Annotated in this window: 18 protein-coding genes and 1 pseudogene; 2 read left to right on the forward strand and 17 right to left on the reverse strand. The window is 58.8% G+C overall.

Annotated features, from left to right (window positions below):
* The first annotated feature begins 377 nt into the window (after positions 1-377).
* On the forward strand, positions 378-905 hold the full coding sequence (locus J8G15_RS13670) for a DUF1353 domain-containing protein (protein WP_210542688.1): 528 nt from the start codon (positions 378-380) through the stop codon (positions 903-905).
* An 18-nt stretch (positions 906-923) separates the two neighbouring features.
* Here J8G15_RS13670 and J8G15_RS13675 read toward each other — a convergent pair whose 3' ends face one another.
* From J8G15_RS13675 to J8G15_RS13705, 7 genes are all read right to left on the reverse strand, one after another.
* Entirely contained in the window at positions 924-1,775 is an 852-nt protein-coding gene (locus J8G15_RS13675) for an ABC transporter permease (RefSeq protein WP_210542689.1), read from the reverse strand.
* Positions 1,759-3,000, reverse strand: a complete 1,242-nt coding sequence (locus J8G15_RS13680) for an ABC transporter permease (protein WP_210542690.1) — start codon at positions 2,998-3,000, stop codon at positions 1,759-1,761. Before J8G15_RS13680 ends, J8G15_RS13675 begins: the two co-directional genes overlap by 17 nt.
* Before the next feature lie 81 nt (positions 3,001-3,081).
* Positions 3,082-4,161 (reverse strand): ABC transporter substrate-binding protein, encoded by a 1,080-nt coding sequence (locus tag J8G15_RS13685; protein ID WP_210542691.1) that lies wholly within the window; start codon positions 4,159-4,161, stop codon positions 3,082-3,084.
* A 95-nt stretch (positions 4,162-4,256) separates the two neighbouring features.
* Positions 4,257-5,354 (reverse strand): ABC transporter ATP-binding protein, encoded by a 1,098-nt coding sequence (locus J8G15_RS13690; protein WP_370627425.1) that lies wholly within the window; start codon positions 5,352-5,354, stop codon positions 4,257-4,259.
* Between the two features lie 46 nt (positions 5,355-5,400).
* On the reverse strand, positions 5,401-7,914 hold the full coding sequence (locus J8G15_RS13695) for a CoA transferase (RefSeq protein ID WP_210542693.1): 2,514 nt from the start codon (positions 7,912-7,914) through the stop codon (positions 5,401-5,403).
* Between the two features lie 52 nt (positions 7,915-7,966).
* Positions 7,967-9,655 (reverse strand): GMC family oxidoreductase, encoded by a 1,689-nt coding sequence (locus J8G15_RS13700; RefSeq protein WP_210542694.1) that lies wholly within the window; start codon positions 9,653-9,655, stop codon positions 7,967-7,969.
* Positions 9,656-9,666: 11 nt separating this feature from the next.
* Positions 9,667-11,166 (reverse strand): CoA-acylating methylmalonate-semialdehyde dehydrogenase, encoded by a 1,500-nt coding sequence (locus J8G15_RS13705; protein WP_210542695.1) that lies wholly within the window; start codon positions 11,164-11,166, stop codon positions 9,667-9,669.
* Between the two features lie 97 nt (positions 11,167-11,263).
* Between J8G15_RS13705 and J8G15_RS13710 the strand changes: the two genes are divergently transcribed.
* The gene (locus J8G15_RS13710; RefSeq protein ID WP_240538285.1) at positions 11,264-12,175 is read left to right on the forward strand and encodes a LysR family transcriptional regulator; all 912 of its coding nucleotides are present in this window, start codon (positions 11,264-11,266) and stop codon (positions 12,173-12,175) included.
* Between the two features lie 60 nt (positions 12,176-12,235).
* On the opposite strand, the gene J8G15_RS13715 is transcribed toward J8G15_RS13710, so the two are convergent.
* From J8G15_RS13715 to J8G15_RS13760, 10 genes and pseudogenes are all read right to left on the reverse strand, one after another.
* On the reverse strand, positions 12,236-12,934 hold the full coding sequence (locus J8G15_RS13715) for an SDR family NAD(P)-dependent oxidoreductase (RefSeq protein WP_210542697.1): 699 nt from the start codon (positions 12,932-12,934) through the stop codon (positions 12,236-12,238).
* Positions 12,935-12,979: 45 nt separating this feature from the next.
* Positions 12,980-13,456, reverse strand: coding sequence for a hypothetical protein (locus J8G15_RS13720; RefSeq protein WP_210542698.1), 477 nt, complete (start codon positions 13,454-13,456; stop codon positions 12,980-12,982).
* A gap of 13 nt (positions 13,457-13,469) precedes the next feature.
* Positions 13,470-14,156: a glutathione S-transferase family protein gene (locus tag J8G15_RS13725; RefSeq protein WP_210542700.1), complete on the reverse strand. Its 687-nt coding sequence runs from the start codon at positions 14,154-14,156 to the stop codon at positions 13,470-13,472.
* Between the two features lie 146 nt (positions 14,157-14,302).
* Complete coding sequence (gene bfr, locus J8G15_RS13730; RefSeq protein ID WP_210542702.1) at positions 14,303-14,779, reverse strand: bacterioferritin; 477 nt, start codon at positions 14,777-14,779, stop codon at positions 14,303-14,305.
* A gap of 90 nt (positions 14,780-14,869) precedes the next feature.
* On the reverse strand, positions 14,870-16,009 hold the full coding sequence (locus tag J8G15_RS13735) for a DUF1513 domain-containing protein (protein ID WP_210542704.1): 1,140 nt from the start codon (positions 16,007-16,009) through the stop codon (positions 14,870-14,872).
* Complete coding sequence (locus tag J8G15_RS13740; protein WP_210542707.1) at positions 15,999-16,829, reverse strand: hypothetical protein; 831 nt, start codon at positions 16,827-16,829, stop codon at positions 15,999-16,001. The genes J8G15_RS13735 and J8G15_RS13740 overlap by 11 nt, the downstream gene beginning before the upstream one ends.
* A complete protein-coding gene (locus tag J8G15_RS13745) occupies positions 16,759-17,124 on the reverse strand; it encodes a hypothetical protein (protein ID WP_210542709.1) in 366 nt (121 codons plus the stop codon). Before J8G15_RS13745 ends, J8G15_RS13740 begins: the two co-directional genes overlap by 71 nt.
* Positions 17,121-18,578, reverse strand: coding sequence for a di-heme oxidoredictase family protein (locus J8G15_RS13750; protein WP_210542711.1), 1,458 nt, complete (start codon positions 18,576-18,578; stop codon positions 17,121-17,123). The genes J8G15_RS13745 and J8G15_RS13750 overlap by 4 nt, the downstream gene beginning before the upstream one ends.
* Before the next feature lie 7 nt (positions 18,579-18,585).
* Positions 18,586-19,779: pseudogene (locus tag J8G15_RS13755) on the reverse strand (imelysin family protein).
* Positions 19,780-19,894: 115 nt separating this feature from the next.
* Positions 19,895-20,113 (reverse strand): bacterioferritin-associated ferredoxin, encoded by a 219-nt coding sequence (locus J8G15_RS13760; protein WP_210542712.1) that lies wholly within the window; start codon positions 20,111-20,113, stop codon positions 19,895-19,897.
* Between the last annotated feature and the right edge of the window lie 121 nt (positions 20,114-20,234).

Genomic DNA, 20,234 nt, shown 5'->3' on the forward strand with positions numbered 1-20,234 from the left:
GTGTGCCTGCTGCCGTGATGGCGGGCTGGGCGCCCGATGACGATGAGTTGATATACAGCAATGTGATGCTCGGAGCAAAGCAAAGTCGCTGTCAACAACTCCTGAATTCATAGCAATCTGCAATCACTTCACGAGGGCTGAAGTCACAAATGGCTTGAACTGAGAGCCACAGCGGCTGCACCCCCCTCGCGAATCCGAAGACTGGTCAATTCGCATCGATCGGGTGAGAATCTCCAGACCGGCCGGTCAAGCCCGCGCTGACAAGGAACCAGGACGATGTCTCTGTCAAGAAGCGCAGCCCCTTGTGACGCCAATCACCTTTGATCTATAGGAGTCTCGCGCATGAACCACACCCGCCACCCAAGCGGCCCACCGCAATGCCCTCTGTTGAGCACGGCTGCCTGGCCATCTCTGCCATGAGCCGCTTCACCCAAGTGCTGCTGGTCAGCCCCATGGACGATGGCGACACCTGGGTGGTGATGCGCGATTTTGGTTATGAAGTGGGCGCGGAAGACTCGGTTGACGTTGTTGATGTCGCTGTCGGCTTTATGACCGATTTCGCCTCTATTCCGCCGTTTATGCAATGGTGGCTGCCCAAGTGGGGCAAGTACGGCAACGCGGCTGTGATTCATGACTACCTGTATTGGGACCAGATGCGCCCCAGAAGAGCCTGTGACCTGGTGTTTCTGGAGGCCATGGGCGTGATGAAGGTGGGGGCCATCCGCAAGCGCGCCATCTTTTGGGGCGTGCGCACCTTTGGCTGGTGGGCCTGGTGGCGCAACCAGGAGGACAAGGCCTGCGGCTTTGACCGCGTGCTGCGCCAGCTCACCCCGAAGGCGGGCGCCGAGTCCGAGCGCCCCAAAGCTTTGCGGCAAATTGCCAGGGCGGTCAAGCGGCGGATGTAGCGCCCGACGGGAAATAACTTACTCGGCCAGACCCCGCATGCGCGCGTTGCGACGACGCAGTAGTTCCAGCGTAACCAAAAGCAGCGCGGAAAGAGCGATGAGAATAGTTGCAACCACCAAGATAGTGGGGCTGAGTTGCTCGCGCAATTCGGTCCACATTTGCCTCGGTATGGTTCGCTCCTGCACACCGCCCAAAAACAATACAACAACCACGTCGTCAAACGATGTTGTGAATGCGAATAGCGCGCCCGAGAGAATGCCTGGCCACACCAGCGGTAGTGTCACCTTTCTGAACGATAGAAACGGTGAGGCACCCAAGCCGCGTGCGGCGCGCACCAGGGTCTGATCGAACCCGACCAATGTGGCTGTGACTGTAATAACAACAAATGGAACACCGAGCGCCGCGTGAGCCAAGATAATTCCCAACAAGCTATTTGCGATACCAAGCTTAGAGTAGAAAAAATAAGTTCCAACTGCAGTAATAACAACGGGGACAATCATTGGAGATATTAATACCGCCATGATTACCGCTTTATAAGGTAGATTCCTTCGACTCAGACCGATAGCTGCGATGGTGCCTAAAATTGTAGCAATTATGGTTGCAGATACGCCGATTAAAATACTATTTTTAATCGCCATAAACCACATTTCGCTATTTAGAAAATATTGAAACCATCTCAAGCTATACGATTTAATCGGGTAATTGAAATAGGGTTCAGAATTGAAGGCGAGAGGCACAATCACAAAGACAGGTGCCAGCAGGAAAAAGAATATGGCAGCGCATACACCACGAAATCCATAATGCCAAATTTTCCCACCCAACCCAACGTAAGGTAAAAACTTCGCTGGCGCTTTAACCAAGTTTGACATTTGACACCCCTACATATTTTTCGTAAAAGGAATAGAAAACCAAGATTCCAGCCAGCAAAATGCAGCCTAGAGCTGACGCTAGTCCCCAGTTGAGAGATCGACTTAGGTTATCGGCAATAAAGTAACTGATCATTTGGTCGCCTGCACCTCCAAGCAAAGTAGGTGTGATGTAGTAGCCGATCGCCAAAATAAAGACCAGTAGTCCGCCTGCGCTTACACCGGGCATGCTCTGAGGGAAATAAATTTTCCAAAATGCGGTCCATGGTGACGCCCCCAATGAGCGAGCCGCTCTGACATAGGTAGAAGGGACCGACTTCATGACACTGAACAGAGGCAAGATCATGAAGGGCAAAAGAATATGAGTCATGGCGACCACGACACCAAAGCGGTTGAACATCAGATCCAATGGCTCGGAAATCAACCCTAGGGAAAGCAGCGTGGAATTAATGACCCCCCCCTTTTGAAGCAAAACAATCCATGCTGTAGTTCTCACTAGCATCGATGTCCAAAATGGCAGCAAAACAAAAATCATCAGCAAATTACTGGTGCGAGCGGGTAACTTTGATAGCAAATAGGCAATGGGGTAGCCTAGTAAAAAACAAAATACCGTGACCAAGCCGCTGATGAACAAGGTTCTTGCAAATACATCAATGTATATTCTTGCGTCAGCCGGTTGTTTCTCTATATTGTCGAATGGGTCTCGCTGCATATCCAGCGCTTTCAGGTAATACCCCGAAGTATAGAAACTACCAGTTTGACGAATAACCGACCATATTTCTGGCTGAGCCCAATTCTTGTCAATCGCAATAAATTTCTCTTGCCAAGGTCCGTCGTCGACGTCTTCAACCTCTCGACTCGTTTTCATGAACAGCGTGCGCAAGCCACTTCCTTCGTAGTTCAACCGACTCGCAATACCGCTGGCGGTCTGGTTGTCGCTGGCAGTCTTCATTTCGGCGGCAAGGGCCGCAAACGAATTCTCCGAGGGATAGGGCGTGCTGCGAACGTCCCAGTCTTTTAGTGATTCAACGGTCTTTGGCAGACCTGTGGCCACTTGTGGATCGTAGATACTGTTGTAAAAAACAATCCCGAGCGGAATCAAAAAGCTGATGAGAATAAAAGCAAATAGTGGAAGAATCAGGTTGTATGAGCGAATCAGATGACGTCGCTCCGCCCGTTTGAGTTGACTCTTGAGATTTGCCGAATTTATGGTGCTAGTGGGTGTCATCTGAGCCTCGCAATGGCGTACGCTTGAAATGCGTACGCCAAGGTTCTATATCAATAAAGAGTTAGCGGTGCCAGGGATCAATTACTTGGCAAGCCAGTTGGCGAAGCGTTGGTTTAGCTCGTCAGCATGGTCAGACCACCATCCGGCATTGAGAACCATAGAACGACCGGCGTGGGGTGACGAGGGCAGCCAAGGGATGATTTTTTCGTCGACCAATTTCATGGACGATTTGCGGGCCGGCGAATAGGGAAGGTATTTGGTCATGTCCGCCAACGACTTGGTGGAAGTCGCTGAATGAACAAAGTCCAAAGCGGCCTGCGTGTTCTGTGACCCTTTGACAACAGCAAACAGATCGGGCGTATCGATTTGACCGTCCCAAACGATGGCAAAAGGCTTGTTGTCCTTATGAACTGCATCGTAAATTCTGCCGTGGTACACAGCAGCCAATGCGACTTCGCCACTTGCCAAAAGCTGTGGCGGCTGGGCTCCTGCTGTCCACCAAACTACGGATGATTTGATGGTGTCGAGCTTTTTGAACGCTTGATCTACGCCTGCAGGTGTAGACAATACTTCATAAACTTTTTCTACGGGCACGCCGTCTGCCATCAACGCCCACTCCAGCGCCACGGTAGGGCTCTTCTTGAGCGAACGTTTGCCTGGAAATTTTTTCAGATCAAAAAAATCTTCTAGCGTGGTGGGTGCGCCTGTTGAAAATTTGGTTTTGTCATAGGCGTAAACGTTGGCGTAAGAGATTGTTGCCACTGCGCAGGTTGTCAGCAATCCCTTGTAAAAGTCGTCTTTCGCGGGACTTCCATCGGCTCCAGCGGGCAGTTTGCTTCGGTCAATTTTTTCGAACAGACCTTCATCGCAACCGCGCAACGCCTCGGCCAGCTCAACGTCGACCACATCCCATTTCACGTTACCGGTCTTCACTTGGGCGCGCATCTCGGCCAGGCCACCGTTGTAATCAGCCATCAGCACTTTAGTGCCCGTTTTGGCCGTGAAGGGTTTGACCATCGCCTCAGTCTGCGCCTGGCTATAGGCACCGCCCCAAGACGCCACGACAATTTCTGCGGCACTTGCGTTGGTGCATAAGGTGGTAACGAGGCCCGCACTAATGGTCAGGGCTAAAGTCAGTTTTTTTGCTTTGAATGTTTTCATTTCTTTGATCCTTTTTTTTCAAAAATGGTTTGTCTCCTAAATCCTCAAGCAAGTATTTCGATAAATTGACTCCTTAGTGTTTGGTTCATTGAACGTTATGGGCAATCTAGCGCTCGGCAATCGTCAAGATGCCAACCCAAACCGATGGAGTCGCCCAGGCTGATTTTTCTGTCGCTGGAGGCGTTAGGCACTTTGACAATAAAGTCATGGCGCCCAAGGGCTTCGGCGCGCACTCTGATGTGATCACCCAGGTAGATCAATTCCCGTACTGTGGCTTGAACGGTGTTGGCGTACTTACCGGGCTCCGGTTGAATGCAAATTCGCTCAGGGCGGATTGAGAGCATGCATTTTTGCCCCGCCAAAAAACTTTTGACAGGAAGCGCTGCAAGAGTTGATCCGTCATCCAATCCAACTTCAACGCGCCGGTCTTCTGAATGCTTTACTTTGCCTATCAAACGGTTATTTTCACCAATGAAACTGGCAACAAATGCGCTGTTCGGTGCCTCATACAGAGCATTGGGGGTATCGAGCTGCTGTATTTCTCCGTTATTGAATACGGCAATACGATCTGACATCGTGAGTGCTTCACCTTGGTCGTGCGTCACATACACCATGGTGATGCCGAGTTTTTCATGAAGGTGCTTGATTTCATATTGCATCTGCTCTCGCAGCTGCTTATCCAGCGCAGAAAGCGGTTCATCCATCAAGACCAGTTTCGGCTCAAAGACCAACGCGCGCGCCACAGCAACCCGCTGTGCCTGGCCGCCAGACATCTGCGCTGGTTGTCGGTTACCGAACCCGTCAAGCCCGACCATATCGAGGGTTCGCTTGACTCGGTCGTCGATATCTTTGGCGCCGTACTTGCGCACCTTGAGCGGAAAGGCCAGGTTCTCGGCGACGGTCATGTGGGGGAAGAGCGCATAGTTCTGGAAAACCATGCCGATGTTTCTATGCTCGGGTGCCAGTCGGTTGATCGGTTTTCCATCGAGATAGATTTCCCCCTCCGTTGCAGTCTCGAATCCGGCAAGCATCATCAGCGTGGTGGTCTTGCCTGACCCTGATGGGCCCAACAGGGTTAGAAACTCGCCCTTTGCAATGTCCAGATTCAGGTTTTTGACGACCAGATTTTCACCGTCGTAGGTCTTCTGGACGCCTTCAAATTTAACGTAGGGGTTTTGCATCAATATCTCCATCTTTATAGGTTTTTACGTTTGAGGACGCATGCCAGGCGCCGCTGCATTAGGTGGGCAGGTAGCTTGCGCTCCAACTTTCACTCACAACACCAGCTGCCATCAAGGCGTCGATCTGCTCCTCACTGTGGCCCAACTCCTGCAGCACGGCACGGGTCGACGCGCCGTATTTTTCGGCCGATTCCAGCGCATAAATCTTGCCGCGACGCGGGCGCACCGCGAAAGGGTCTAACTGAGTGACGGTATGGCCGCTGGGATGGTCCGCAAATACCGAAAAGGCGTAACTGCCTTGCTCCGTACCTGGTGTGCCGTCGGCCGGGCGGCTGTTGTAGGCGCGAATGGTTTCCAAGTTTTCACAAATCGACGCACCGATGTCGGCGGCCTGCAGTCGCTCCACCCAGTCGGCAGCACGGGCGCCCATGAAGGCCTGTGCCAAAAACGCCGCACGCCCGTCGGCGGGCACTTGAGAGATGCCCTCCAGCCCCGGCACCTGCTCCAGACGCGGCAAGTCGGCCTCATAAGCGCTAAGCAGCACAAAGCGGTCGGACGAGGTGTAGTAAAAGCGCGATAAAGCGTCGTGTCCCACCACTTCGCGGCCGGCCGGCTCATCGAACAGACCGCGGCGGGCGTAGTCGTAGCAAAACGGCAGTTGCGCCAGATTGCTCAAAGCGGACAGCGAGGTGCGCGGGCGCCCGGTGCGCCCGGTTTTGAGCTTCTGGTAGAGCGCCGCCGCAATGCCCAATGAGCCGCCAAAGCCACACATCACGTCAATCGTGCCCACGTGCGCATGTTCCTCGGGCGTGTCCATCGAGCCACCGAATCGGGTCATGATGCCGGTCGTGGCTTGCACCAGATCGTCGTACCCCAGGTAGCCGGAACGCGGGCCGGGCAGCGGGCCGCTGAAACAGTCGAGCTTGCAGAAAATGGCATCGGGGTTGAGCTTTTTTAGACTCTCGGTATCCAGCCCCATGGACTGGACTTGCCGGTCTGGCGCGTTCCAGACAATGACGTCGCTGGCTTTGACCAGCGCCTCCAAAATCGCTCGGCCTTCTGGCTGGGTGATGTCCGTCAGCATGGAGCGTTTGCCCCGCATGTGCGACATACCGAAGATGACCGTATTCCAGCAATCGTAAAACGGCTTGGCGGGGTCAAGCTTGATCACCTTGGCCCCAAAACGCGCCAGATAGGCCACCGAATGGGGCCCGGCAATCACGTTGCAAAGGTCCAGAATGCGAACCCCATCCAACCACCCATCGCGGGCATTTTTCTGTCGCACCCGGGGCAGCTTGGTCTCAATGGCCGACAAGACTCTCAAAGCCTCGTCATAGCTCACCGCGCGACGCGCTTTGGGGTGAACCATGGCAGCCGCACTTTCCTCCAACCAGACCATGGGGCCGGGTTGGGTCATGGGGCCGTACTCGGGGTCGTCCACTTCAATCATCAGGCCAGCAGTTTCCGCATGGTCGTCATTGATCCACTCCTGCAACCAGCGGTGGGGGGCGCCGGGAAATTTGCCGCGCCCAAAAATGCGCTCCCACTCCTTGGCCGTGCGGGTCATGAACACGTTTTTCATGCGCACGGAAATCCGGTCGGCCCAGGCTTTGGGCAAAGGATAGACACCCAACGAAACATCGCTTTTCCACTCGCTAAGGGGCAGATAGGTGTCCTCTTCCTCGCTCAGGCCTTCGGCCACCAGTTCGTCATACAAGCCCAACGCCTGCAAGCAGCGCTTGGCGTGGTGCTTGTGGCTGGGGCACACCACATAAAACATGCGGCCATCTTTGCATTTGTAGCTGCGGTAAAAGGGGTCGAGCAACTCCTGCAAATCGTCATACGTCAGGTTCATGGGCAGGCCTTCGGTGCGCCGGCGCTCAATCTCTTTCTCGCGCTGTGTCTTGTAGCGCTCAGGGTAATTGTCAATCTTGATGGAGTTGTAGCTCAGGCCCTCCATGACCGCCGATGCCAGTGGCACCTCCACCTGATCACCCAGCCCGGTGCGCTCTCGCGCCTGCAGGGCCAGCACCACGGCGGACGCCGCGAGCATGGTGCCGTAGGCTGACGCCAGCGGCAGCGGCGAAAACGAGGGGTTGATGCCCATCAGCACGCGGTTCAAGCCCATGTCGGTGAACACACCCGACTGGGCAGCAATCACGCTTTCAAACGCACGCCAGTCGCGGCGCAATTCGTCGTTGGAGGCAAAACCGGGAATGGAGAGAGTGATCAGCTCAGGACGCGCCACGCGCAGGGTGGCCAGGTCAATGCCCATGCGGGACATCACCCCGGGTCGAAAGTTCTCCACCAGAATGTCGGCCTCTTCAATCAGCGCCAGCGCCTGCTCCAGCCCCTGCGGGGTCTTGAGGTCCAGCGTGACGATGAGTTTGTTTCGGTTCAGCGTCGCGTTGGCCGGGGTCTTCCACAAAGGGCCGCCCGGAGGATCAATATGCACCACGGTGGCCCCCAGATCCGCCAGGATCATGGCCACGGCGGGGCCCGCCATGTATTGGCCAAAGTCAACAACTTTGACATCGCGTAGGGGAAGTAAGGAGGTGTCTGATGCAATCATGGCGTTGATGGTTCACAGCAAATATTAGAGAGCGGGTTGACGATGAAAGTAGTCAAAGGGACGAGCTGTGCGCAGCCTCGTACGCCTGCGCTTGCTGAATCCAGCGAGCGGCTTTTTCCGCAATCATCAAAGTCGGCGAGTTGGTGTTGCCACTGGTGATCGTTGGCATGACACTGGCGTCGACCACTCGAAGCCGCTTGACACCGCGCACCCGAAGAAAGGGGTCGACCACCGCTGTGGGGTCGTCTTCCCGCCCCATCTTTGCGGTGCCCACCGGGTGAAATATGGTGTTGGCAATGTCACCGGCCAGCTTGGCCAGTGCTTCGTCAGACTGGAACTCGATGCCCGGCTTCCACTCCACCGGCTGGTACTTGGCCAGAGCCGGTTGGCTGACGATTTGGCGCACCTGGCGCAAACTCTCAGCCGCAATGCGCCGGTCTTCGTCAGTGCTCAGGTAGTTGGGCGCAATGGCAGGCGCCTGCGCCGCTTGGGGCGAGATGATGCGCACCGTGCCCCGGCTGGTCGGATTCAAGTTGCAGACACTGGCTGTGAAGGCCGGAAAGTTGTGCAAGTCCTCGCCAAACGCACCCAGGCTCAGCGGTTGCACGTGGTATTCGAGGTTTGCGTAAGGTTGCGACGGATCCGACTTGGTGAACGCGCCCAGCTGACTGGGTGACATGCTCATGGGCCCCGAGCGCTTGAACAGGTACTCCATGCCAATCATGGCCTTGCCCCACAGGCTGTTGGCCAGCGTGTTGAGCGTTTTGGCACCTTGCACTTTGTAGACTGCCCGAATCTGCAAATGGTCTTGCAGGTTGGCGCCAACGGCCGGCAAATCCATCACCACGGGAATGTTGAGCTGGCGCAGGTGCGTGGCGTCACCAATGCCCGAGAGCTGGAGAATTTGGGGCGAGCCAATAGCACCGGCCGAGAGAATGACCTCGGCACGGGCCGACACATCGACCTTCTGTCCTTGGTGCAAGACCTGCGCACCAATACACACCGGTTGACCGGTGCCGGTTCTGAAATTCAGCTTCTGCACATGGGCTTCGGTCCAGATGGTGAGGTTGGGGCGCGACTGCACCGGGCGCAAAAATGCTTTGGAGGCATTCCAGCGCCAGCCCGATTTCTGGTTCACTTCGAAATAGCCCACACCCGCGTTGTCGCCCTGGTTGAAGTCAGCGGTGCGTTCAATACCGGCCTCAACCGCCGCGTCGGCAAAGGACTCCAGAATGTCCCAGCGCAGGCGCTGCTTCTCCACACGCCACTCGCCGCCATGGCCGTGACGTTGGCGAAACCCGCCGCCATCCGTCGTCAATGAATCCGACCCCGCGTCCAGCCGGTAGTGGTTTTCATGCGCCATGAAGTCGGGCAGGGAATTCTCCCAAGTCCAGTCCGGCAACCCGGTTTGTGCGGCCCAGCTGTCGTAGTCGCGGGCCTGACCCCGCATGTAAATCATGCCGTTGATCGACGAGCAGCCCCCCAGCGTCTTGCCACGCGGGTAGCCCAGTCGGCGCCCATTCAGTCCGGCATCGGGCTCGGTCTGGTAGAGCCAGTCAGTGCGCGGGTTGCCAATGCAATACAGATAACCCACCGGAATGTGAATCCACAGGTAGTTGTCCTTCTTGCCGGCTTCCAACAACAAGACCTTTTTGTCTGGATCGGCACTCAGCCGGTTCGCCAGCAGGCAGCCAGCCGTGCCAGCGCCCACAATGATGTAGTCGTATTCAGTGGCGCTCACGGCGGACTCCTTTAGCGTGCCACAGGCATGGTGAACTCGGCACCCTTGGCAATACTCTCTGGCCAACGCTGCATCACCGATTTCTGCTTGGTGTAGAAGCGCACGCCCTCTTCGCCATAGGCGTGCATGTCACCAAACAGACTCTTCTTCCAGCCGCCAAAGCCGTGCCAGGCCATGGGCACGGGAATCGGCACATTCACGCCCACCATGCCCACCTGCACGCGCCGTGCAAACTCGCGGGCGGCGTTGCCATCACGGGTGAACAGACTTACGCCATTGCCGAATTCGTGGGCGTTGATGAGGTCCAACCCTTCAGCGAAGTTCGCGACGCGAACGCACACCAGCACAGGGCCGAAAATTTCTTCCTTGTAGATCTTCATCTCAGACGTGACGTTGTCGAACAAGGTGCCGCCCATGAAGAAACCTTTCTCATGGCCCGGAACTGTCAGGCCCCGGCCATCGGTCACCAGCGTGGCGCCGTCTTCAACGCCGGAGGCGATGTAGTCGGTGATGCGGGCGTGGGCAGCGGCGCTGACGATAGGACCCATCTCGGCGTCCAGCTCGATACCGTTTTTGACTTTGAGCGACTTCAGACGCTCGGCGATCATTGGCACGATCTTGTCGGCCACGTCGCCCACCAGGGTGGCCACCGAGATGGCCATGCAACGCTCTCCGGCCGATCCGTAGGCGGCGCCCATCAAGGCATCCACCGTTTTCTCAAGGTCTGCATCGGGCATGACCAGCATGTGGTTCTTGGCGCCGCCCAGCGCTTGCACGCGCTTGCCATGGTGAGCACCGGTCTCGTAGATGTAATTGGCAATGGGTGTGGAACCCACAAAGCTGATGGCCTTCACGTCCGGGTGCACCAGCAGCGCATCGACTGCCACCTTGTCACCGTGGACCACATTGAACACGCCATCCGGAAAACCTGCCTGCTTCATCAGGTCGGCGTACATCATCGACGCGCTTGGGTCTGTCGGCGAAGGCTTGAGTACGAAGGTGTTGCCCGCCGCAATCGCGACCGGAAACATCCACATGGGCACCATCACAGGAAAGTTGAACGGCGTGATGCCGGCCACCACGCCCAGCGGTTGGCGCAAGGTCCAGTTGTCGATACCGGTGGACACCTGCTCGGTGTAGTCCCCTTTGAGCAATTGGGGAATGCCACAGGCGAATTCGACGATGTCGATGCCGCGCTCGACTTCGCCCACCGCATCGGTGAACACTTTGCCGTGTTCCAGTGTGATGGCACGGGCCAAGGCGTCTTTGTTTTTGTTGAGCAAGCCAAGGAAATTGTTCATCAACCTCGCACGACGGATGGGGGGCATCGCGCTCCAAGCCGGGAACGCGGCTTGAGCAGCCGCGACCGCCAGGCTGACTTCGTCCGAGCTGGCCAGCGAAACGCGGCCAGTTACCTCGCCACTGGCGGGGTTGTACACATCTTGCTGGCGACCACTGGCGCCAGAGATGATTTGCCCATTGATATAGTGATCGATGTTTGAGGGGGTCAAAATAAGTCTCCTAGTGTGTTTTTGAGCGGAGTCTAGGCTTGACCCACATCGACATCCAATGAATAATTGACCGATCTTTATTTGAAAAACTAATAATGTGAGCCGTCAGATCGACTTTAAGACTTTGCAGTGTTTTGCCACCGTCGCCGAGGTTGGCAATGTCACCCGCGCGGCCGATGTGCTTCACATGACCCAACCGGCGTTAAGCCTGCGTTTGCAACAACTGGGCGAGCAGACCGGCCTGAAGCTGTTCACCCGCACCGCCAAGGGGCTGGATTTGACCGCCGACGGCCTGGCGCTTCATGTCAAAGCGACGCAGGTACTCAACGCCATGGGTGACTTGCAGCGCACCATTCACCACATGCATGGCCACGTCCGGGGCAAGCTTCGAATCGGTACAGTGATCGATCCAGAGTTCACCCGCTTGGGCGCGTTTTTGAGTGGATTGGTAGAGGCCGCTCCCATGCTCGGCAAGGAGCTGCGCCAAGGTATGAGTGGCAACGTGGCGGATTGGATCTTGCATGACATCGTCGATGCGGGATTCTTTCTGGGACCCTTGCCGGCGACCGTCAGCAACGATCCAGTTTTCTTTCAAAAAATGCTCACTCAGTTTTCTTATCGGGTGATTGCGCCGCCAGGCTGGGAGAGCCGAGTCGTGGACAAGAGCTGGGAGGCCTTGGCGCCGCTGCCCTGGGTCGGCACCGTGGCCGAGTCGGTGCACCATCGGCTCCTGAAAACGGTCTTTGCGCCGCTTGGCACATCCCCCAATTACGTAGCCATGGTGGATCAGGAAAGCTCCATGCTCGCCATGGTGCGTTCGGGCGTGGGCTTGAGCCTGAGCCGCGATTCCGTGGCGCTGGCCGAGAAACACCGCAACGGCGTGGTGGTCAACAGCACGTTGGAGATTCCCTGCTCGCTGAGCTTTATCTCGCTGGCTGAACGCCGCCAAGAGCCCGGCATTGCCTGTGCGTTTGATGTGCTGAGACACATTTGGAGCGGAAGCGAATAGCCATCTCGACAAAGGCGTGGGTGTCGGGCGCCGCAGCCTGGTGGCTGCCGGAATGCCGGCCTACCAGGGAATCGCCTGCCCCAGGTGGTCCACAAAGTGGGCGCGGCCTGAGGGGGCCAGAGTATCCAGTACGGCCAGAAGCCGTTGAGCGGAGACCTGCGGGTCCAGCGCTTGGTCGCCCACAAAGGGTTGACTAAGGCGAGAACGCACCGTGCCTGGCTGCAAAGCGGCCACCACAGCCAGCGGGCGCTTTCGGGCCAGTTCGATGGCTGCTGTTTGCAGGAACATATTGAGGGCGGCCTTGGAGGCGCGGTAGCCATACCAGCCGCCCTTGTGGTTGTCCTCAATACTGCCCACCCGGGCCGACAACTTGGCCCAGACCACCCGCTGGCCCGTGGCCAGCAGGGGCGCCAAGTGCTTGATCAGCAAGGCCGGCCCCACAGCATTGACTTGCATGGCGCGCAAAAGCGCAGCGCCGTCCAGTTCATCCAACCGCTTCTCCGGTCCTCGGCCATCGATATGCAGCGCCCCCGTGGCATCGAGCACGAGGTGCAGTGGCCCGATGGCGGCCAGGCTTTTGGCGCAGACCGCCAAACTGGCTTCGTCCTCCAGCACCAGCGAGGGGGTGCTGTGGCGTGACAGACCCACCGCTCGCGCGCACCGCGGGTCAGCCTGCAGCTCGGCCAGCCACGCTTGTCCGATGGCGCCGCTGGCGCCAACAACCACAGCGGTGAAGCCGGATGAAAGTAGGTGAGTCATGCGACGATGATGCCTTCAAGCGAAAGACCCTGCGCAATGGGGCCTTCAGCCGCGTGGCGGCACTGCATTGAAAGTGGCGCCGCTGCGGGCCTGTTGCAGTGCTTGTGTCAGTTCGGCGTGCTCCTGGCGCAATGCCGCCAGTTCGGCCTGGCTGGCTTGCAGCAACTGGGTGAGTTCCTGCACCTGCGCACTCAGGTCATCGGCCGCGGCGGTCACGCGTTCGCGGGTGCTGTCGCGGGTTTCGCTCAGTTGCCCGGCAAGGGTGTCCAGCCAGGCCATGATTTCGACCCGCGTGGTGTCTTTGTGCACGGGGTTTTGCAGCGTGGCTTTCTTCACATCGGCCCGGCGGCACAACTCGGACTGGGTGACCCGCCCATGGTTGTAGGGGTAGACGCCATGGTGCGCCGCCACCTCGGCCTCGATGTCGCGCATAGCGGCTCTCAAGCGCGCCAGCGCGGCTTCGGTGCGGGCGTTGGGTTTGTCAGGCGCCGCACCGGGCCCGGGTTCCAGAAGACCAGTCAAGCGCCGGCTCCTGTCACGCCTTGAGGCGGTCGTTTTGCGGGAACATGGCTTTGCGGGCGTCGTCATCCATCTCGGCCTTGAAGGTGAACTTGGTTTTGAGCGCTTCAGCGCGTTGGGCGGCAGGCCGAGCGTTGATTTCGTCGAGCAGGCGTTTGACGTGAGGCAGCTTGTCCCAGGCGTCGGCACCCAACACAAAGGGTGCAGCGCGGGCCCAGCCCCAGACCGCCATGTCAACCAGCGTGTAGTCATCACCCAGCATGAAGTGGTGGGTGGCGAGGTGCTCGTTCAGAATCGTCCAGTGGCGCCACGCTTCAAAATCGAAGCGGTTGACCCCGTACTCTTGGGGCTGGGGCGCAAAGTGTTTGAAGTGCACGGCCTGGCCGGAAAAAGGTCCAATGCCGCTGGCCACAAACATCAACCAGGACAGCATGTTGGCGCGGTCTTGTGGGCGGTTGGCGGGCAGAAACTGGCCCGTCTTCTCAGCCAGATAAAGCAGGATGGCATTGCTGTCAAACACCACCACGCCATCGTCTTCAATGGCGGGCACCTTGGCGTTGGGATTGAGCGCAGTGAAGGCTGGGGCATGTTGCTCGCCTTTGCGAGTGTCCACCGGGAGCACTTCATAGGGAAGGCCCGCCTCTTCCAGAAACAGGGCGACTTTGGCCGGGTTAGGCGCGGTGTTGTAGTAAAACTTGATCACAAGAATCCTTCACGAGACCGCCAACCCCCTCTTTTAGAGAGCGCATTCTGCGGCCTGTTTTGCTATTGAAAAAAGAGTGGCTTCCGCAGGAAACACGGGCTCTCGCGCCCTATTTTCTTTACAGAAGTACCGTCCAGGCCGCCAGCTTACTCGATCTCACCCATGATGCTTTGCTGGTAGTTTTGCAACCCTACTTTGGCAATGAGTTCAATCTGGATTTCCAGAAAGTCAACGTGCGCTTCGGTGTCGTCCAGGATTTTCAACAGCAGGTCGCGGGACACATAGTCACGCACGCTCTCGGCGTAGGCAATGCCGTCCTTGATGGTGGCTTGGGCGCCACGCTCCAGCGCGAGGTCACTGGCCAAAATCTCGGGCACATCTTCACCAATGTTGATCTTGCCCAGGTCTTGCAGATTGGGCAGTCCGTCAAGCATGAAGATGCGGTCCATGAGCAGGTCCGCGTGCTTCATCTCGCCAATCGATTCGGCGTATTCCTTTTTCGCCAGCTTCTTAAAGCCCCAATGCTTGAGCATGCGGTAGTGCACAAAGTACTGGTTGATGGCGGTCAGCTCGTTTTTCAGTTGCGCCTGCAGGTGGCCAATGGCTTGTTTGTCGCCGGTCATAGGGATTTCCTTTTTTGGTGTTGGAGTAGAGGTTAAACAGGGAAACGATACGCCGCTTCAGCGCAGTTCGTCAAACCGGGCGAAGCGCTTTCACGCTAGGGGCCAGATTTGCCAATGGTTGTCAAACTGAAGTCGTTCTTCGGGCGCCGCAGCCAGGGCCACCTCATTGTCGTGATGCGGTGCCACGCTCAAGATGCCGTCCGGCCCGCTTGCCCACCATTGGTCGCCTTGAGCCACCAGCGCACAGGTGTCGCGGTGAGGCAGATTCACAGACCAAGCCGAGGCCGGGGTGAACAATGCCAAGGCGTTGGCACGTGGGCAGCTCACCACAAAGCCGCCACCGGGGCGGGCGCAAATGTCGCCACCATAGCCCTGCAAAACAGGCTGCCCCACGGACGGCAGAAGCTGTTCCCCGTCCCAAACCGCCAACACCGGAGCACTTTGCCGCTGTGCCCCGTCAGGGTTTTCAGACTGCAGGGCAATACCCACTCGTTTAGAGACCGCGTCCCAGGCGAAGTGGCGAATGCTCAGATAGGAGTCCACCAGCCGCCATTGCCCTAGCACCGCGCCGGTCTGTGGATTCAAGGCGACCAGTGACGCATCCATGCGCCCCAAGTCGTGTTTGGCGCGACCGGTCTCCGGCAACGCGGAAATGCCACCGTTGGCCACCATCAGGCTGCCTGCGGGAATGCGGCCCAACGCCTGCGGCAGCACCATCAAGGCGTGCGGGTCCATGCCGTGGGTGGCCCATTCGTCTGTTTTTTCCAGGCTACGGCTGTCACGCACGCCGAGGCGGCCTTGTGCGGTTTCCAGATCAGTTTCGGTCGTCCACAGGGTGTCGCCCTGCGGGCTGGCGACCACATGGCCGTTGAACCGGCGCTCACCCCCGATCCAATGCCACTGCGTTTCGCCGGTGCGGGGATGCCAGCGCAGCAGCCAGTCGCCAGGGCGCCGGGCCAGGGCCAGCACGCTGTCGCTGCTTTCCACCATCACCCCATGGGCGCGGGTGGGCACCGCCAGCGAGCGATTCACGCGCCACCGCTTTGCAGCCACATCCACCAGACCAATGTGATGGGCATCCGGCGTTTGCCAGGTGGCGAGCAGCGTGGTCGGGGCCTCAATTGGGCTGGCCCAAACCGGGTTTCCCAGCCAGGGACCGAGTCCCGCCAAAACAGCCTGGCTCAGCCAGGTCCGCCGCGAAGGGGTAATGGGAGTGCGCTCAGTCGCCATCGGCATCCGAAAACCCCAGTGGAATATCCAGCGCAGTGGCCACTTCGTTTTGAAACAGCACGGTGACTGCTTTCATCAACTGCGTCACCGCCAACAACTCCGCGGTGCTGGCCTGCGGCTTGAGCCCCGCCATGGCCGCGCTGACCTTGTCCAGCGCGGCTGCCCAACGCCCCGCCAGCGCAAGGTGCCCTTTGCCCAACAACAGGGCTTCAATCGGAACCAAGGCTTGGCCAAGGGGCGGTGGATTGCGGTACTGCGCCTCGGTCAAACGCGCCTGCGTCAGCAAGTTGTGCCACTGCGCCTGCCAGCCGGCCAGATTACTCCCGCGGCTGATCCGGGCGAACATAATCTGCGCGCCCTTTTTGTCGGCCTGACTGGTTTGATGGGTGACGATGGGTTTTTCGATGTGCGCCCAGCGCAGGCGCTCCAGGCCGGCCAACCACTGGTTCACCCACTCGGCCATGGCGGCCGTGGCCTCATCGGGCGAACTAGCCCAGTCTTTGGTCGCCAGCGTCGCGAACTCGCTTTCCAGTGCCAGCGCTTCTTCAGCAATACCTTGTGCCACCAGACTCACAAACCGGCAGTCACGGGCACTCGGCTTGCCCTGCCCTGGCGCAGCCCACTGCGCCAGCATCCAGTCCATGGCCGGCAGGCCTTTGGCGGGCGTGCCGACACGCTCCATGTCCACCAAGGTTTGCGGGTCGGTCTTGAGGGCGCGAGCGATGAGTTCGGGACGGGTTGGCCAGAAATCAATCTGGCGCTGCGAACGCCGCGACACCAAGGGGCCGACTGACGGCGTCAGCAAGACCTCCCAGCTCACCTGTGTGTTTTGCCACTGGCTGCGCACGGCCACCAAGGGTGGTGTCGCCCTGACAGAAGCTGTCCGTCTCTTGAACCAGCTGCGCGCTTTGCGCCCGAATACGCTGCGCCAGTGGTGGAATCTGGAAGGCATAGATGCCCTGTACGGCGTCTTCCAGGCCATAGAAAGGCATGGCGTTCACGGGCGCATACACCGGCGCGCCGATTGGGGTTGCGGTTTGGGCAGCGCACAAGCTGGCGCCGCACAGGGCGAACACCAGCGTGGCCGCAGTTGGTAAACGATTCACAAAGTTCAAAGCGACTCCACAAATTTGACCAAGGCCTGGCGCTCAGCCTGGCTCATTTTCAGGACCTGTTCCTGGGCCGGTTTGGCCTCGCCACCATGCCACAGCACGGCTTCCAACACCCCGTTGGCGCGGCCGTCGTGCAGCAGACGCTGGTGGCCATTCACCGACTTGATCAAGCCCACACCCCACAGCGGTGGCGTTTTCCACTGGGTGCCGCTGGCCTGAAAGTCAGGCCGGCCATCGGCCAGCGCGGCGCCCATGTCATGCAACAGCAAGTCGGTATAGGGCCAAATCCGCTGGCGCGCCAGTTTGGCGCTGGTCAACGGCGGAAACGGCTCCTCGCCGGTCACATAACTGGGGCGGTGGCAGGCGGTGCACTGGGCTTGCGCAAACAAGGCCTGGCCGCGCAGCACTTGCGAGTCTTTGACCTGGCGGCGCGCGACCGGGGCCAGAGTGGCTTGGTAAAACACCACTTGGGCCAGGTTGTCGTCGTCAATCTCGGGTGCCTTGCCCTGGGTGGGGCCGCCACTGGGCGCGGCCAGGCAATCTGCCTGCACGGCGGTGCAGCCCTCTTGCGGGAACACGCTGGTGGTAATGCCCATGTCGCCGTTGAACGCGCCTGCCGTCTGGTGCGCCAGACTGGCCACATTGGCTTTCCAGCCGAACCGGCCCACGCGCTCGGCCTTTGCAAACGCATCCCACACGCGGTTGACCTGCCCTTTGACGGGGCCTGCTGAGGCCGCCTGAGTGCGTGCATTGGCTTCAATGTCGGCCTCAGGAATGGCCTCCAACAAGCCCACGCCGGGGAGCTGCGGTGCAATGCGCGGGCTCACCATCACGTTGGCGGCCATGGGGCCATAACCCAGATCGACCAAGTGGTAACTGGGCTGCTGCAAGATGTAGCGCGTGCCATCGGCAAAGCGGCCGTGAATGGGTTGGCTGGTGATTTCTACCCGGCCTTCGGGCTTGACGCCGGGAATGGCGGCGTTGTTGAACTGGTCGCCGTAGGTGGGCTCTGGCACCACACCCGCGTGTGGCCCGGGTGTGCCGGGCACGGAGAGACGCAGCAACAGCGCCACTGTGGGGTCAGGGTCTGGCCCCAACGTGCGCGACCAGTCCGGCGGCGCACCGCGCCCATCCAGCAAATGGCAGCCAGCACAAGCGCGGGAAATGAAATGCGGGCCGAGTCCGTCACGCGCGGTGGTCGAGGCCGGTGCCTCGATCCAGTTGCGCTTGAAAAAGGAGTTGCCAATGGCAAAGCGGGTGCGCTCTTCGTCCTCTAGCGTGGCCAAAGGGAATGAGAAGGCGTTTTTGCCGCTGGCGTACACCGTGGTCGCACCACCGGTTTTCTCGCCCAAGGGGTCCGGGTTTTCGCCCGCTTGCAGCCAGACGGCACTCAGGCCGCCGACCAATAGCGTGGCGACCACCGCCAGGCGGCGGAGCGACAATATTTTCAAAGCCATGAACAACTCAAGGCTGTGCCAGGTTCAGCTTGACGATGCCCACCGCGGTGGCGGAGGTGACCAGCAACTTGGATTGCGCCACCAGGCTGTCAATGGTGGCCTGAATGCGCACACGACCTGGCGCGTCTTTGCCGCCAATCACAGCACGGTCAAACGGCGCCGTGGCTTCCGCAGCTGCCACCGAGGTGGCCAACTGGGCGCTGGTTTGGGCAGCCACCTCAGGCTGGCTTAACGCGACCAGATCGGCCACGCCGGGGCCTTGCAACAGGGTGCCGTCGCGCCGTTTGAACTGGCCCAGCCACACGTTCTGGATACCTTTAGCGTTGTTCACGATGTCGCGGTGGGTGTTGTCGGAAAAGCAGGAGTGTTCGTCTTCCTGATCCTGCGAATTCAGCGCCACTTCCATGCGCTCGCCGGCCAACTCGCCGCGAGAGAGAGACCCCAGACCGACGATGATTTTCCGCACCGATTCCTTATCGCCTTTTTCAAATTGGGCGCGATAGTTTTTGGCGCCTGGCGTCCACTGCGCGGTGATGGCGGAGAGATCGTCCACCAACAAGGCTGTCGACACCGTCAGGTACTGGCGACGGCGGTTGGCATTGAGGGCTTTGCCGTCCACATAGTCGGTGAACGAGCGGTCACCGGGGCCGGTCTCGCTGCGGTCTTGCCCCCACAGCAAAAACTCGATGGCGTGCCAACCGGTGCTGATGTTTTCCTCGCCGCCGCGTTCGTTGAACTTGGCCAGATTGGCTTTGGTGATCTTGAATTTGGGGTTGTTGATGAGGCCGGATTGCGGCTTGCCTTCAACCGCGTCCACATAAGCCTCGTCCATGGGCCAGGCATTCATGCGGCCTTCTGGGCCGTTGTCGTCATCCACCGGGCCACCGTAAAACCGAAAGGCCTCGGTTTGGCCTTAGAACTCGCGGGCCCCCAACCAGCTGGTGCGGGCTGCCGCCAAGGTGTCAGCCGACGGGGTTTTCACAAAAGCGGCAATCGCGCTCTGCATGTCTCGCGTAGCCGCCAATGTGTCGCTGTAGGTGGCGTGCACCAACGCGCCATAGTGGCCCACCACGGCTTTCATGTTCACAGAAGCCGCCGCGCTGGCCGTGGGTGTAGCCGCTTGCGCTTGCGCTGGCGTGGCACTTACCGCCAGAGCGCCCAGGGCAATGGACAGGGCGAGCGTGGTGTGACGAAAATTCATGGGGGTTCTTTCTTTGGAAGGGAGATTGGGCCGGCGGTGAAGCCCGCGAGGCCGATAAGACAGCCAGGCTGCACTGAAGCCACTTACGCGGCATTGAAGTCAGTGCAGCCGTTGGTCAGGCGATGAGCGAGGCAGGTGGCGTGTTTTCATTGCGCAGATGCGCAAGGGTGGTGGAGGGGCAGCACTCGGCCCAGATGCGGCGCGCACCCTGCTCGCACTGACCGCATTGCGTGGCCACACCAAACTCCAATTGAATGTCGTCAAAGCTGGCGCCCGAACGCGCGCACTGCGCAATGGCCTTGTCACTGACGCGATGGCAGACACACACAATCATGAAACACACTCCTGCTGAAATCAATTATGCGAACGATAATAGTTTTCATTACCATTGGCCATCAGCAGGCAAAAATCATCTGCGCAGGGGCTCGCAAGACGTGTCGACACCGCAGAGCCAT

The sequence above is a fragment of the Rhodoferax sp. PAMC 29310 genome (assembly GCF_017948265.1).
In the GTDB taxonomy this organism is placed as follows: domain Bacteria; phylum Pseudomonadota; class Gammaproteobacteria; order Burkholderiales; family Burkholderiaceae_C; genus Rhodoferax.

Bases quoted from the DNA above. Each gene is read 5' to 3' on its own strand.
- J8G15_RS13680 (WP_210542690.1), bottom strand. From the start codon at position 3,000: ATGACACCCACTAGCACCATAAATTCGGCAAATCTCAAGAGTCAACTC.
- J8G15_RS13735 (WP_210542704.1), bottom strand. From the start codon at position 16,009: ATGGCGACTGAGCGCACTCCCATTACCCCTTCGCGGCGGACCTGGCTG.
- J8G15_RS13685 (WP_210542691.1), bottom strand. From the start codon at position 4,161: ATGAAAACATTCAAAGCAAAAAAACTGACTTTAGCCCTGACCATTAGT.
- J8G15_RS13695 (WP_210542693.1), bottom strand. From the start codon at position 7,914: ATGATTGCATCAGACACCTCCTTACTTCCCCTACGCGATGTCAAAGTT.
- J8G15_RS13760 (WP_210542712.1), bottom strand. From the start codon at position 20,113: ATGATTGTGTGTGTCTGCCATCGCGTCAGTGACAAGGCCATTGCGCAG.
- bfr (WP_210542702.1), bottom strand. From the start codon at position 14,779: ATGACCGGCGACAAACAAGCCATTGGCCACCTGCAGGCGCAACTGAAA.
- J8G15_RS13715 (WP_210542697.1), bottom strand. From the start codon at position 12,934: ATGACTCACCTACTTTCATCCGGCTTCACCGCTGTGGTTGTTGGCGCC.
- J8G15_RS13675 (WP_210542689.1), bottom strand. From the start codon at position 1,775: ATGTCAAACTTGGTTAAAGCGCCAGCGAAGTTTTTACCTTACGTTGGG.
- J8G15_RS13750 (WP_210542711.1), bottom strand. From the start codon at position 18,578: ATGGCTTTGAAAATATTGTCGCTCCGCCGCCTGGCGGTGGTCGCCACG.
- J8G15_RS13690 (WP_370627425.1), bottom strand. From the start codon at position 5,354: ATGGAGATATTGATGCAAAACCCCTACGTTAAATTTGAAGGCGTCCAG.
- J8G15_RS13670 (WP_210542688.1), top strand. From the start codon at position 378: ATGCCCTCTGTTGAGCACGGCTGCCTGGCCATCTCTGCCATGAGCCGC.